A 13,712-nucleotide genomic window follows, 5' to 3' on the forward strand; every position below is an offset into this window, starting at 1 on the left:
GATGTCGATGGCAGCGAACGCCTGGAACTTCACGGCAAAGTGCTTGAACGCAAGCGAATGCTTCGGGAAGTATTCGTGGAGTTCCACCACGCGTTTCATCGCCTGGCAGACCGCTATTTCAAGGTCGAAGGTCTTGAGGTGGAGTTGGGGGCAGGCATCGCGCCCATGCGCAATTCGTACCCTGAAGTATTGGCGACGGACATTGTCGCCACCGAGCAACTGGACATGGCGCTCAATGCCGAGGCAATGAGCCTGGACGATCATTCGGCCAGAGTATTTTACGGCCAGAACTGTTTTCACCACTTCCCTCATCCCGATCGTTTCTTCACGGAGCTGGAAAGAACCCTCAAGGTCGGCGGCGGCGCCATATTGATCGAACCCTTCCACGGCCCCTTTGCCGCTTTTCTCTATAAGCGCCTGTTCAAGTCCGAAGGCTTCGATATGCACTTCCCGTCTTGGGAAACCCCGTCGACCGGGCCCATGAACGGCGCCAACCAGGCCCTCAGCTACATCGTCTTCGTTCGCGACAGGCAGGCGTTCGAGCGCAAGCACCCGGGCCTGGAAATCGTCCACCAGGAAATCTGCGGCAATTATCTGCGCTACCTGATTTCCGGTGGCTTGAACTTTCGCCAGTTGCTGCCCGACGCGCTGATCCCTGTGCTCAAGGTCGTTGAAAAACTGCTGTATCCGTTGAGACGGGTATTGGCGCTGCACCACATCGTGGTCATCCGGAGGAAGTCTTGACCTTTATCCGGTACGGCGCCATCCAACTCGTGGCTTATGCGTTGGACATGGGAACCTTTTTGCTGTTGATGGCCTTGTTCAACGATCAACCCGTCCTGGCCAACATCGCCGGTAAAGGCGTCGCCGGTGTGTTCGCGTTCTTTTTGCATAGGCACTTCACGTTCCAGTCGACCGGGGGCAGCAGCAAGGTTCAAGCGGTGCGCTATTTCTCATTGCTTGCCATCAATATTCCGCTCGCTTCAGCGCTGTTCAGCGTGGGGCTGTATTTCGTCAACAGCCCTGCCCCGGTGAAATTCGTCTCCGACGTGGTCTGTGTGGCCCTGACCTACTGGATCAGCAAACTGTTCGTGTTCCATTCCGCTGCGCGCCCGCCTGTTCCCGCTGACCGCGGCGAAGGCGCATGACGATGAAGCTACTGATTACCGGCGCGACAGGCTACATCGGACAACGCTTGTCTGTCCTCGCGGCGGCAAGCGGACACGAGGTCGTGTGCGCCACGCGCCAGCCGTGTCCCGCCACCTATACTTGGCTCCCTTATGACCTGCGGGGCCCGGCGCCCGAGTTCCCGGCGGGCACCCAGGTGTTGATCCATTTGGCGGCCGACACATCGACAAGCGCTGACGCCGACGCGGACGACGAAATAAAGGCGGCCCAGGCACTGATCCGTTGCGCCCAACAAGGCTCGGCCAGGTTCATCTTCATCTCCAGTCAAACCGCCGAGGCCACGGCCCCTGGCGTTTATGGCCGGACAAAATGGCGTATCGAACAGCACGTGCTGGCCGCCGGGGGCAGCGTGATCCGTCCCGGCCAAGTGTATGGTGGCCCCGAACGCGGGCTCTTTGGCCTGTTGTCAGGGCTGGTGCGCCGAAGCCCGTTTATTCCGATCCTGATGCCGGCGCCTGGCGTACAACCTATTCATGTCGACGACCTGGCAGCCTCGATACTGGCGGTCGTCGAGCGGGATGACCTTCACGCCGAAATCCTCAATCTGGGCGCCGTACAGCCGATTGCCTTTGGCCGCTTCCTGATGTCGATTGCCGCGCACCGGGTGCGTGCCGCTCGCCTGCCTGTCCCTCTGCCGGTGGCATTGCTCAGGCTATTGCGCCTGTCACTCGGACAATCCTTGAGCGCCAAACTGGGCCTTGAACGGATTTTTTCCCTCATCCACCTGCCGCCCATGGACAGCGAACGTTCCTTGCAGAAACTCGGCATCCGGTTGCGCCCCCTTGCCCACGGCATGCATCGCTCCGGCCATGGGCAACGTCGTGGGCTTCTGCAAGAAGCCACGGTGCTCTTGCACTACCTGCTCAAACGCCCGCCGCAAAAAAGCCTGGTCAGTCGCTACGCCAGGGCGTTGGAACGTGCGGGCAAAACCCGATCCATCATTCATTCACGCTTGCTGATGCGCTGGCCGATATTCCTGGCGCTCCTGGACAATCCCGGTGTCCTGCACAAGCCCGACGGCCAGGAACTGGCCTGGCGCCTGCAGATTGCACTCGGTATTGCCGAAGCCAGCCCTCAGGGGGCGCAGGTGTTTCTCGGCACCCAACAGCCGCGCAGCCTGATCGCCACGCTGGTTGCGCTGGGACTCACCTCGGTCAAAGCGCTGGCGTGGAAGATAGCGGCGCTGTTGGGCCGCCCCTTTGCCCGCCAGTTGTTGCTTGGAAGTGAAGCCCACCGTGAAGCCTGAATTTGATGTGATCATTGTCGGCAGCGGCCCGGCCGGGACTTCGGCGGCCTATCCGCTGGTCAAGGCGGGCCTGAACGTCCTGATGGTCGACGCCCAGGCCAATACAGGCTCAGCGCCGCCGCCGACGCGTCCATTTCTCAGCGCCAGGGCAAACGATGAGCATCAGTGGAAATGGATGATCGGCGAACACTTCCACGCCTTGAACCAACTGGACGCGGTATCGCCCAAGCTGAAGACGCCGACCCACGCCCATGTCTTCGAAGGGTTCAGCGCCCGCAATCGCATCGAGACCGACAACTTTATCGGCATCGGTTCACTGGCCACCGGAGGCCTGTCCAATGCCTGGGGTTGCGGCGTGGCAACGCTCGGGGCCAGCGACTTTGCCGGGCTACCCATCGATTGTTCCGAGATGCAGGCATCCTATGAAACGGTATCTCGCCGGATCGGTATCAGTGGCCGGATCGACGACGACCTCTCAAGCTACTTCGGCCTCGATGAGTGGTCGCAACCGCCCCTGCCGTTGGACACACTGCACCAGCGTCTGCTCGATCAGTACACCCGGCGCCGCTCGGCGTTTCCCGAACTGGGGTTTCGCCTTGGCCGCTCCAGGGTCGCCGTATTGAGCCAGCCGCTGGACGAGCGCAAGGCTTGCGACCTGTCTGGAAACTGCTTGTGGGGCTGTCAGAACCAGGCCTTGTACAGCGCCTCGCAAGAGCTGCAAAAACTCAAGCAATACCCTGGGTTCCAGCACGTCCAGGACTTCCTCGTGGAGGATCTGCAGAAACTGGACGGTGCATGGGCGATCACCGACCATCGCTCCGCCCGGCGCTTCTGCGGTACGCGCCTGCTGCTGGCGGCGGGCACCCTGGCCACGACCCGGCTCGCCCTCAAGGGCTTGAACCATTCGGCCCCGATACCGCTGCTGTCATCACCGACGGCCGCCTTCCTGCTGTGGCTGCCAAAAATGCTCGGAACCCCAAGGGTGTCGACATTCGGCCTGGGCCAGCTATCGTTCGCCTTGACGCTGACGGCCAGTACCACGGCTTTCGGTTCGACGTTCAGTACCACAGGCTTGCCGATGACCGAGTTTGTCAGCCGGATCCCCATGAGCAAACGCTACAGCATCGAACTGCTGAAAAACCTGCTAAGCGCTTGCCTCGTCGGGAACATCTTCCTTCCCGGGCACCTGTCCAATAACACCGCGGTCCTGCGCCCCGACGGCTCGTTGCGCATCAACGGCCAAGCACATCCCGAGCTCCCCGGGCTCATGAAAACTGCCGAGGCAACGCTGCGCCGGATCTATTGGAAAATGGGCGCACTGTTGATGCCCATGAGCTTCACCGTCGGCAAGCCGGGGGCGGATATCCATTATGCGGGAACCCTGCCCATGCACTCGACGCCCAGGATCGGGCAGACCGATTGCATTGGCGAAGTCGCGGGCCTTGGCGGCGTGCATATTGTCGACGGCGCCTGCCTGCCCAGCCTTACCGAGAAATCCCACACGCTGACCCTCATGGCCAACGCGGACCGGATAGCACGCTCACTCGTAACAACGATAGGAAATCAAAAGGCATGACCCGCAAGGTACTCTGCATCGTCGGTACGCGTCCGGAGGCCATCAAAATGGCCCCCGTGATCAAGGCGCTCCAGGCCCAAGACAATATCGTTTGTCGGGTGCTCGCCACCGCCCAGCACCGAGACCTGCTGGATCAGGTGCTTGAGGGCTTCGCAATCACCGCCGACCTGGACCTGGACATCATGCGCCCCAACCAGTCATTGGCGGCGCTGACCTCACGCTTGCTGCTTGGACTCGACGGCGTACTGCAAGCCGAGAAACCGGATGTCGTGCTGGCTCAAGGCGACACGACCACGGTCATGAGTGCTGCACTGGCGTGTTTCTACCTGCGGATTCCCTTTGGCCATGTCGAAGCGGGCCTGCGTACCGGGGACCTCGGCAATCCGTTCCCCGAAGAAGCCAACCGGGTGATCGCCGGCAAGCTGACCCGCTGGCATTTCGCGCCCACCCAGCAGGCCGTGGACAACTTGCTGCGTGAGGGTGTCGCCACCAGCGATATCACCCTGACCGGCAATACCGTAATCGATGCCTTGCTGATGACGGCCGCACAAGACTCCACTTTGGCTATCCCACTGGATGCCAGCAAACGCCTGGTGCTGGTGACCGCCCATCGCCGGGAAAACTTCGGCGAACCGTTCCAGAATATCTGCCAGGCACTCAAGCACCTGGCCGAACGGAATCCGGACATCCAGATCCTCTATCCCGTCCATCCCAACCCGAACGTCAAGGATGTCGCGCACCAACTGCTCGGGCGGACCCCGAACATCATCCTCTGCGCACCGCTGGATTACGCGCCGTTTATCGCGGCAATGAAGCGCTCGTACCTGATCATCAGTGACTCCGGGGGCGTGCAGGAAGAGGCCCCGGCCCTGGGCAAACCGGTGCTGGTCCTTCGAGAGGAAACCGAACGCCCGGAGGCGGTCGACCTCGGCGTGGTCAAGCTGGTCGGCACCAACCGGGACACCATCGTCGAAGCAGCACAGCGGCTGCTCGATGATCCGCAGGCTTATCAGGCCATGGCACGCGGGGTGTCCCCCTATGGCGATGGCAAGGCCGCCGCGCGCATCGTCGACGTTTTAAGGCAGCACTTGCAGCCATGCGCATGATCTACCTGTCCCCGTTGCCATGGGCCAGCTTCAGCCAGCGCCCCCATCACTTCGTCAACTGGTATCACAACCAGACCGGCGCGCCAGTACTCTGGATCGATCCGTACCCGACGCGTTTACCCACGCTGAACGATTTCAAGCGCAAGCCGCCTGTTGCCGACCGGCAAAACGTCACCGTTCCGCCCTGGTTGCAGGTCTGCAAACCCCGGAGCTTACCCATCGAGCCTATTCCGGGCTCGGCCATGCTCCTCAAGCGACTGTGGTGCAACCTGTTCAAAGAGGCCGCGGCATTTTCCGCAGAAGGGTCGCCCTTGATCTGTGTCGGAAAACCTTCCGAATTGGCCCTGCAACTGCTCGCCCTCATCCCTGCAAGCCATGCCGTCTACGATGCCATGGATGATTTCCCGGCCTTTTATCAGGGCCTGTCACGCAGGTCCATGGAACGTCGCCAGGCACAGCTCATTCGACGGGTATCCAAAGTACTGGCGTCCTCCAACCCCCTTCGCGACAAACTCCTGGGCACAACCGACCAGGTGGAACTGGCCCTCAATGCCTGTGACATGCACGCACTGGCGCCGGTCGAAAGCCTGGACTTCGGTGCCAAGCAACAGGTACTCGGCTACGTTGGCACGCTGGGGCGTTGGTTCGATTGGGAGCTGGTCATCGCGCTGGCGCAGGCCAATCCTGGAAACCGCATACGGCTGATCGGCCCCCTCTTCACACCGCCGCCTTGCGTATTGCCCGCCAACATCGAGCTGCTCGCCGAATGCTCCCACGCCAGTGCAATCGCCGCCATGGCAACGTTTTCGGTGGGCTTGATCCCGTTCAAGCTCAACCGCCTGACCGCCTCGGTCGACCCGATCAAATACTACGAATACCGCGCCCTCGGCCTGCCCGTCATCTCCACTCGCTTCGGTGAAATGGCCCTGCGCGACCGGGAACCGGGCGTCTGGATCGTGGATCAAGGCACCGATCTGGGTAAAACCGCCATGGAAGCACTCGCCAGCCAAAGCGACCGCTCGACTGTTCAACAATTTCGTCAGGCGCACCTTTGGGCTCAGCGTTTTTCTGCGATCAATCTCAAAAACGGCAAATAACGGCCGATACCCAGGATAAGACCCCGCGACTGGGGCGCAGGACAGAACGGTAGGTCAGTCATGACAGAGATTTATTTGCTGATAGCGCACGGCACGGACCAGGGCGAAGCTTACGTTCTGGGCTGGTTCGACGACCGGAGCAAAGCCCGGGAAGTGGCCGAGCAGAAAGAATGGGAAGCGTACCGCGCCAGCCTGAAGGAGAAACATCCTTGGTCCAGCCACAAACCGCTGGCGCCGGACCAGACGGACTATCGCCGCTACTGGATCAAGACCATTTCCAAATTCGAGCATGTGCCAGTGCCCAGATCCTTTGCGGTTCATTGATCACCACGCATGAATATTCAACGAAACGAGCGATATCGGTAGCGGTCTAGACGATTAAGCCCATCCGATGAGAGCGTTTTTATGTTGAAATTCCTTGGCGGTACCGTAGGCATCATTTTCCTGATTGGCCTGATCGTGGTGATTGCGCTGTTCAAGTTCATTTTCTGAGTGTGGCAGCGGCGATCATTGCCTTGGCGTTCCACCTCCCTGGAGAGCAGTTCGCAATAACATGACAATCACAGGGACGGATAAGGCTGACTGGGAGCCGCTGCAACTTGAATGGCATCAAGGTTTCGCCTTCGTCGACGGTGTGCTGCTGGGCGACGGGCAAGTGCCTGATGTGTACATCATGCTCAACCCCGAAGGTGCATACCCCAGCGCGATAGCACAATCTGCCAGTGCTGGGCGTTATCCGCCCTCGCCCTTGCTGGCCGATCAGCCGGTTTGGCGACATCGACGCAACCATTGGGTCTTGCGCGACGCCCTGCGTGATTACTACCTGCTTCCAGCCTACCGGGAGCGCCACGGCTACCACGCGCTGCAGGCCCTGCCGTTTCGCTTCGACAACGGCCTGGAAAGCCTCGGCCACCAGTACTGGCGCGACGCAACCGGCGCCTATTGGTTTGGCGACTACGCGATCAGCCGAATCCCCGAGGCACGACCCGACAGCCTGGCCCTGTTGCCAGCGTCGCCAGCCTCGGTGACGTCAGCCTCTGCCCTGTTCAGCGACGGAGTGAATATCTTTCTGCAAGGGCTATTTATCGCCAGCGCCACGGCGCGGGTGCGCTATTGCAACCACCCTTCCTATCGAGTGATCGACGATCAGGTCTACAAGGGCTTCAAGCCCCTGCATCAGAAGGACGGCACGCCGCTGCCGATCGCAAACCCCGACGACTTCCAGATGCTCGCCCATCGCTGGGGCACCGATGGGCAATCGATCATCGTGCAAGCGCAGCAAGGGTCGAGCATTTCATATGAATACTTCTACCGCATCGACAATGCCGACCTGGCGACCTTCACCGTGCTTAACGAACGCTACGCCAAAGACCGGCACCGCGCCTATTACCTGACCGGCAAGAGCATTCGCTACGTTGGCGATTTCCACCTGCTCAAATGCTGGCAGCCAGTGTTTGATGAGTGCGGCAGCGTGGTCAGCGCCAGCGAACGCGAGCATGATTATTTTGCCGTGGACGACACATTCGTCTACGCCGCCGGAACCCGCTTGCGTGATGCCCATGGTCCGAGTTTTCGCCACTTGGGGTTCGACTATTACCGTGATCATCAGCACGTCTACAGACGCCAGAAACGCCTTGATGTCGACGTGGAAAGCTTCGTAGTGACCCAGCTCTATCGTAATGACCAGGATTACGCGCCCGTGCTGGTCGGTGACAAGCACGGCCCGCTGGGTTCTGGCGGCATCATCGATGCGGCCATGCAAGAGGCATGGGCTCCTTACTTCGAAGCCCATCCGCAGTTGAAGGACTATTGGTGGCACCGCCTACAGGCCCTGCCTGAAACATCGCAAACGCCTGCAGAAACCCTGCCCTTGCGTGCCATCGGCCAGGGTTTCGAGCTGGGCCGCCAGGTGTATTTCCGTGGACGCGTGATCAACGGGCTGGACGCGGCAAGTTTCAAACTGCTGGACACGCACCTGTGCGGCGATGCCCAGGGTTTGTATCTGATCCCGTTTCATAACGCCGAATCCGAGGTACCTGAACGATTTTCCCAGGAGCCCGCGGAGCATTTCCGCTCACTGGGTGCGCCCTACCTGACTGACGGTAAGACCGTGTTCTGTCACCGGATTTTTTACCACGTCCCGGAACCGATTCGTAAGGCGCAAGCGGCCACGTTCGAATCCTGCGGTCATGGTTGGGCCAAGGATCGGGATGCGGTGTATTACTACGGCGAGGCGAAAAAGCGGCTACATCCCTCGGACACCCGCATTCTCGGCACCTATGCCATCAGCCCTAGCCTGATTCTCTCGGAGGGCAAGCCACTGGATGTGGCATTCGACCCTGATGAAGTCCGCGTGCCCCATCCCGACTTCCTGCAACTGGGCACGCGCAAGTTGTTCTGCCACCGACGCCCGCTGAGCGCCAAGCGGATCGACCTGACGACCCTCCAATTCCTGAATGACCGCTACGCCCGTGACCAACATCGAATCTATCACTACGACGGTTATGCAACCCTGACCGAAGTCGACGAAGCGCATTATCGGGAATCGCTCGGCCATCGATGACGACCTCTCCATCAGCGACCGCTGTAAAAATTTTTTTAAAGAAAGCCCAAGGGATAACTGATGATCACACGATTCTCATCGTAATCCGCACTGTTGAATCCACGGCGCACACTTGCATTGCGCCAACGCAAAGCCAGATTTTTCAGCCGACCGCTCTGAACCACATACCCAAGCTCACTCTCACGCACCCACTCCGAACCATCATCGACGCGTTGTAACCTTACGTCGTCACCGTGGACATAGCGGGTCATCAATGACAACCCCGGAACGCCATAACCAGCGAAATCCAGGTCGTAACGTAACTGCCAGGATCGCTCCCCCGGGTTGTCAAAGGCATGGTTGAAAGTATTGTTCGCCAGGTAGATGCCCCCAGTACCGGAGACTCTCATCCAGCCAGTCTCACCGCTGACCTGTTGCCAACCAAGACTGAATGTATGCTGATCAATGCCCAGGCCGATCACCAATGACGCCGTTCGATTATCCAAACGACCAGCCTTGGCTGCGCCGTCGTCCTTGCCCCAGAAATAACCCAGGTTAGTGTTCAAGGTGACGCTCGGGGATAACGACCAGCGCTGGTTCAGACCGACATATTGCTGCTGGTAGATGTCCTTTAACTGCCCGCTCCATAAACGCAATGTGGTGCTTTTAGAGGCTGGGCGGTAGTCGGCTCCTAGATAGTTGAACGCATCGCTATGAGCGCTACCGAAAGCCAGGTCCTCCATGGATGAATCATTACGCAAACTGGTTTTGTTGAATTGCCCAGCGAAAAGCGTCCAGTACTTCACATCCTGCGAAGACAACTGCGTCCCTTCGAACGTTTGTGGCAACGCTCGGAAGTCGTCGGCGGTGATAATCGGCAGGTTGGGCATCCATTCGCCCACTTTCAATTCGGTGGCGGAAATTTTCGCTTTAAGGGCAACCCCAAGCCGGCCAAAGCTGCCCGCCGGGTCCCCATCACCGTCCTTGGGCAATAACAACGCGCCGTAACGTCCCGCCCCACCGTCCAGCTTGACGGCGTACTTGCCCAATACATCGGCACCCACGCCAACGGTACCTGAGGTAAAGCCGGATCGAAGATCGAAAATAAAGCTCTGTGTCCATTCCCGTGCCTGGCCCTGTGCGGCATCAGGCGCAGTGAAATGACGTTCGAAGAAGAAGTTTCTGAAGGTCAGCGTTGCCTTGCTGTCCTCAACCAAACCTTGGGCGAACACCCCAGGCGACAGCAATCCGACACACAGTAAAATGCCAGCGAGACGCAGCGTTATTGTTTTCACGACCATGATTCCCCTGTTGTTGTTATTGAAGGGCACACGCGGTCTGCTCTCCCTCGGGAAACGACTTGTCGAATCGCCGGAGGGATGGAGCTGATCGATGGTTGGATCGGATATTTCAGTAGGTGCGAATGGACCAAAAAGGGCCCGAGATCACGGAACCCTGTTCGGCCAGGCACAGCAGGAGGGGCGCCTGGTTAGCGCCCCTCCTCGGGTCAGATCAGACCTGCGGAGCGCAAGGCGTCGGCGATTTCGCGATCAGCGCCTTCCGCCAGTGGCAGCAACGGCGAACGCACCGTGGCGTGATCCAGAATCCCGCGCGCTACCAGGCCATGCTTGAGCGCCACCGTGCCTTCCATGTGGGAGCCACGGTGGTAAACGTTGCGGGTGACTGGCAGCAATTTGTCATGGATGGCACGAGCGGCCGGATAATCCCTGCGCTTGCCGGCGGCGATCAACTCGATCAACGGCTCAGGCGTCAGGCTGCCGTAGCCCACCAATGCCCCGTCCACATCGAACATGGTGTGCAACAGGTATTCGTCATGGCAGGTGAGGATCTGCAGGTCCGGAACCTCACGACGTACCACCGGGATCTCAGTGTCCCAACGGCGCATGTTGCGTACGCCGTTCTTCATGGCGAAAACCCCTGGCTGCTTGGCGATTTCCAACTGAGTTTCCAGGTCATAGGTGGCTTTGGTCACATCCGGGTACTGGAACAGAATCAGTGGCAGACCGCTGTGCTCATAGATCGCCCGATAACGGTCCTGTGCGGCCCCCTTCTGGTAGCCAAAACGCAGCCAGCCATGAGAGGGATAAACCAAGCCCGCGCTGGCGCCTGCGTCAACGGCACGCTGGGCTTCTTCGGCTGCCACTTGGGTGCCTTCCCCCGTAATGCCAGCAATGATCGGGATCCGCCCGCCTACCGATTCCTTGAAGCTCTGAATCACCGAGGCCTGCTCGGCTTGGGTGAGGAACGTGCCCTCTCCTGCGTGCCCCAGCACCACCAAGCCCTTGACGCCATCGAAGCTACCCAACCAGGAACCAAGCTTCTGGATCGCATCATGGTCGACCTTGCCGTCGCGGGTAAACGGAGTGACTGGAGCCGGTACCAGGCCTTTGAGATCAATCGTGTTCTTAGTACTCATTTTATTTCCTCTGGTTTACTAAGTGTCCGCAACTGACGCGTGCAGGAACGCAAGCAATACAATCAAGTATCACTTGGGGTTTATTGGAGATTACGTGTGCAGCTAATTAATCAATGATCCGGCGTAACACTTATCAAGGCGAAAGTTCCTCCAGTATTCGCCCCTTGGTTTCAACAGCAAACAATGCAGTGACACAACCGGTGATGATTAATATCACTGCGAATATGCCAAACACATAATGCGCACCGACATTGGTTACTGTCAGACCCACCACCAACGGCCCCGTGGCGGACCCCAAGCGCAACCAGGCACTGCCCAGTCCGGTACCCAATGCACGCAGGCGCGTGGGATAAAGCTCTGCCGAGTACAGATAAAGTGAGAATGTAACGGTTTGCACCAGTGCGTACCCGAGGCCGGCCAAGAGCAGGATCTGCAAGGGTGACGTCGCACCGGTCAGCGCCAGGACCGACAAGGGAATTGCAGCCAGAAACAGGGCCCCCATATACCAGCGGCGGCGACCGAACCTGTCGATCAACAAGGCGCAGATGACGGCGGCAACCACGCCAGCCCCCGACGTGATAAAGCCGTAAGCCAAACTGGTGTCCAGGGGCAGATTGAAATGTTGGCGATAAAGCGTTGGTAACCAGGTGATCAAGCCATTGGCAACCATGTAGGCACCAAACCACATTGCCCAGATGACCATGGACCGTTTGAAATACATGCCATGGAACAGCTCACGCCAACCTTGAGTAGCGCCAGGTCTTGCTATCTGAGGCACTTCCACGGCGGGCGCAAGTTGCTTGCCGGCTTTCAAGACGCTGTTTTCCAGGCGCGTCACAATGCGATCAGCCTCTTGCAATCGACCTTTAGAGGCCAGCCAGCGTGGCGACTCGAAGAGAAAGAAGCGCAGCGGGATCAAAATCGTGGCAGGGACAAGGCCTACGGCGAACATGGCTTTCCAGCCGTAGATCGGTACCAGCAGGTAACCAATGATTCCCGCGCCTACCAGACCGAGCAGAAACATGACTTCATAGAGCAGAAAAAACTTGCCGCGTTTTTTCGAACCAATCAGTTCGTTGACATAAGCGCTGGCGACCGGCACCTCGCCTCCCGTGCCGATGCCTTGCAAGAAGCGAAACAGGATCATGGAGCCGGCGCTCCAGGCGAACAGACAGGCCACATCCATGGCAACGAATAGAAGAATGGTGAACGTCAGCACTTTCATCCGCCCGATACGTTCAGCCAACCAACCAAAGAACACCGCACCCAACAACTGGCCCAGGTAACCGAACGATAAAATCATGCCGATCTGGGTCGCGGTCAGGTTCCACTCCTTGGCCAATACCGGCATCGCATAGGCAATCGCGATGACTGTATAACCATCAAAGAATGTGGCGGCACCAATAATATTCCTGGCCCAGAAGACCTGCCGGGTAATAGGCAAACGTTCAAGTCTCGCACTGATATTCGCTTGGCTTTTAAGCCCTTCAGTCACAGGTTCTGTTTCTAAGTTTTGCATCAACATGGCACTTCCTTCTTATTTTCAATATTGTCGGGGCGTGCAGGTGCGAGCGTTGTGAATTTCACAATGCTTGAAGTTCATTGAGTAACTAACGGGCTTTAGCGTGAGCCCGTGTAATCATGACTAGCTTTTAGAAGTTCGAACCGATACTTCCATTGGCCTCCAGTGCCTTGCCAATATCCTTGGCAGCTTCCAGGGTAGAGCTCAGTGCGCGGCTTTTAAGCTCGTCCGCCGTACACCGGACTGAAGGGGCGGCAATGCTGATCGCTCCCACTGGATATCCGTCGATGTCCAGCACGGGGACCGCGAGAATTCTCAATCCCTCGGTGAACAGGGATTCAGTCAACACGAAGCCATTGTCGCGAATTTGCCCAAGCAACTCCGACAGCGGACGCTCCAGGGCGTGTGGCTTCATGATGAATGGCGTCGTGGGGGTGAGTTCTTGGACTTTCTGCACCTGATGCTCCGGCAGGAAGGCAAGGATCGACTGGCCGATGGCCGTCTGGGTTGCAGGCACCGTGGTGCCGATGCGGATATCCACGCCCAATCGGGTGATGCCCGCCCGCACCCGCTCCAGGTAGAGCACATCGGCGCCCTGCAGGACGGCAAAGCTGGCAGCCTCGCTGGTTTCACTGACCAGGCTTCGGAGGATAGGTCGCACAATGCTGCGCAAATCAGTCCGGGCTATAGCATGAAAGCCCAGATCCAGCACCTTGAGCGTCAACGCAAAACGACGGCTTTCCGGAATTCTGGAGACATACCCCAAATCTACCAACGTGTTGAGCATGCGGAAGGTCGTACCAGGATCAAGATCGGCCGTCGCAGCGATCTGACTCAAGGTCAACTCATCGTTTTCGGCAGTGAACGATTCCAGTACGCGAAACCCCTTGGCCAAGGATTGAACGGTGCTTCGAGCCTTCTTTTCGTCCCAACCCTGGATCGGATCGGAGCTGCCTTCTGAATGCTTTGGAGTCTTGATCATTTTTTTCGCTCTTTTT

Annotated in this window: 12 protein-coding genes; 8 read left to right on the forward strand and 4 right to left on the reverse strand. The window is 58.7% G+C overall.

From position 1 onward, the window contains the following. Nucleotides 1–75: 75 nt before the first annotated feature. The 8 genes from KI235_RS19790 to KI235_RS19825 all read left to right on the forward strand — a co-directional run bounded on the left by KI235_RS19790 (nucleotide 76) and on the right by KI235_RS19825 (nucleotide 8,776). The gene (locus KI235_RS19790) at nucleotides 76–744 is read left to right on the forward strand and encodes a methyltransferase domain-containing protein (protein ID WP_223472192.1); all 669 of its coding nucleotides are present in this window, start codon (nucleotides 76–78) and stop codon (nucleotides 742–744) included. Then, nucleotides 741–1,148: a GtrA family protein gene (locus KI235_RS19795; RefSeq protein ID WP_003203525.1), complete on the forward strand. Its 408-nt coding sequence runs from the start codon at nucleotides 741–743 to the stop codon at nucleotides 1,146–1,148. The genes KI235_RS19790 and KI235_RS19795 overlap by 4 nt, the downstream gene beginning before the upstream one ends. A gap of 2 nt (nucleotides 1,149–1,150) precedes the next feature. After that, nucleotides 1,151–2,434 carry an NAD-dependent epimerase/dehydratase family protein gene (locus KI235_RS19800; protein WP_027913023.1) on the forward strand — a complete coding sequence of 428 codons (1,284 nt, stop codon included), beginning with the start codon at nucleotides 1,151–1,153 and terminating at the stop codon, nucleotides 2,432–2,434. Further along, nucleotides 2,424–4,010 (forward strand): FAD-dependent oxidoreductase, encoded by a 1,587-nt coding sequence (locus KI235_RS19805; RefSeq protein ID WP_013693760.1) that lies wholly within the window; start codon nucleotides 2,424–2,426, stop codon nucleotides 4,008–4,010. The genes KI235_RS19800 and KI235_RS19805 overlap by 11 nt, the downstream gene beginning before the upstream one ends. Continuing rightward, nucleotides 4,007–5,116 (forward strand): UDP-N-acetylglucosamine 2-epimerase (non-hydrolyzing), encoded by a 1,110-nt coding sequence (wecB, locus tag KI235_RS19810; RefSeq protein WP_003203533.1) that lies wholly within the window; start codon nucleotides 4,007–4,009, stop codon nucleotides 5,114–5,116. The genes KI235_RS19805 and wecB overlap by 4 nt, the downstream gene beginning before the upstream one ends. Beyond that, nucleotides 5,107–6,213, forward strand: a complete 1,107-nt coding sequence (locus tag KI235_RS19815) for a glycosyl transferase (protein WP_039012477.1) — start codon at nucleotides 5,107–5,109, stop codon at nucleotides 6,211–6,213. Before wecB ends, KI235_RS19815 begins: the two co-directional genes overlap by 10 nt. Nucleotides 6,214–6,273: 60 nt before the next feature. Continuing rightward, nucleotides 6,274–6,537: a hypothetical protein gene (locus tag KI235_RS19820; protein ID WP_003203536.1), complete on the forward strand. Its 264-nt coding sequence runs from the start codon at nucleotides 6,274–6,276 to the stop codon at nucleotides 6,535–6,537. A 229-nt stretch (nucleotides 6,538–6,766) separates the two neighbouring features. Beyond that, on the forward strand, nucleotides 6,767–8,776 hold the full coding sequence (locus tag KI235_RS19825) for a DKNYY domain-containing protein (protein ID WP_003203538.1): 2,010 nt from the start codon (nucleotides 6,767–6,769) through the stop codon (nucleotides 8,774–8,776). A 35-nt stretch (nucleotides 8,777–8,811) separates the two neighbouring features. Here the strand turns inward: KI235_RS19825 and KI235_RS19830 are convergent, their stop codons facing one another. The 4 genes from KI235_RS19830 to KI235_RS19845 form a co-directional block, all read right to left on the reverse strand. Then, nucleotides 8,812–10,056, reverse strand: a complete 1,245-nt coding sequence (locus KI235_RS19830) for an OprD family porin (protein WP_027913021.1) — start codon at nucleotides 10,054–10,056, stop codon at nucleotides 8,812–8,814. 206 nt (nucleotides 10,057–10,262) lie between these two features. Then, a complete protein-coding gene (locus KI235_RS19835) occupies nucleotides 10,263–11,192 on the reverse strand; it encodes a dihydrodipicolinate synthase family protein (RefSeq protein ID WP_003203542.1) in 930 nt (309 codons plus the stop codon). A 133-nt stretch (nucleotides 11,193–11,325) separates the two neighbouring features. Beyond that, nucleotides 11,326–12,717 (reverse strand): MFS transporter, encoded by a 1,392-nt coding sequence (locus tag KI235_RS19840; protein WP_003203543.1) that lies wholly within the window; start codon nucleotides 12,715–12,717, stop codon nucleotides 11,326–11,328. Between the two features lie 127 nt (nucleotides 12,718–12,844). Next, entirely contained in the window at nucleotides 12,845–13,696 is an 852-nt protein-coding gene (locus KI235_RS19845) for an IclR family transcriptional regulator (RefSeq protein WP_003203545.1), read from the reverse strand. Nucleotides 13,697–13,712: the final 16 nt, after the last annotated feature.

The sequence above is a fragment of the Pseudomonas sp. St386 genome, assembly GCF_018325865.1.
GTDB lineage: Bacteria > Pseudomonadota > Gammaproteobacteria > Pseudomonadales > Pseudomonadaceae > Aquipseudomonas > Aquipseudomonas brassicacearum.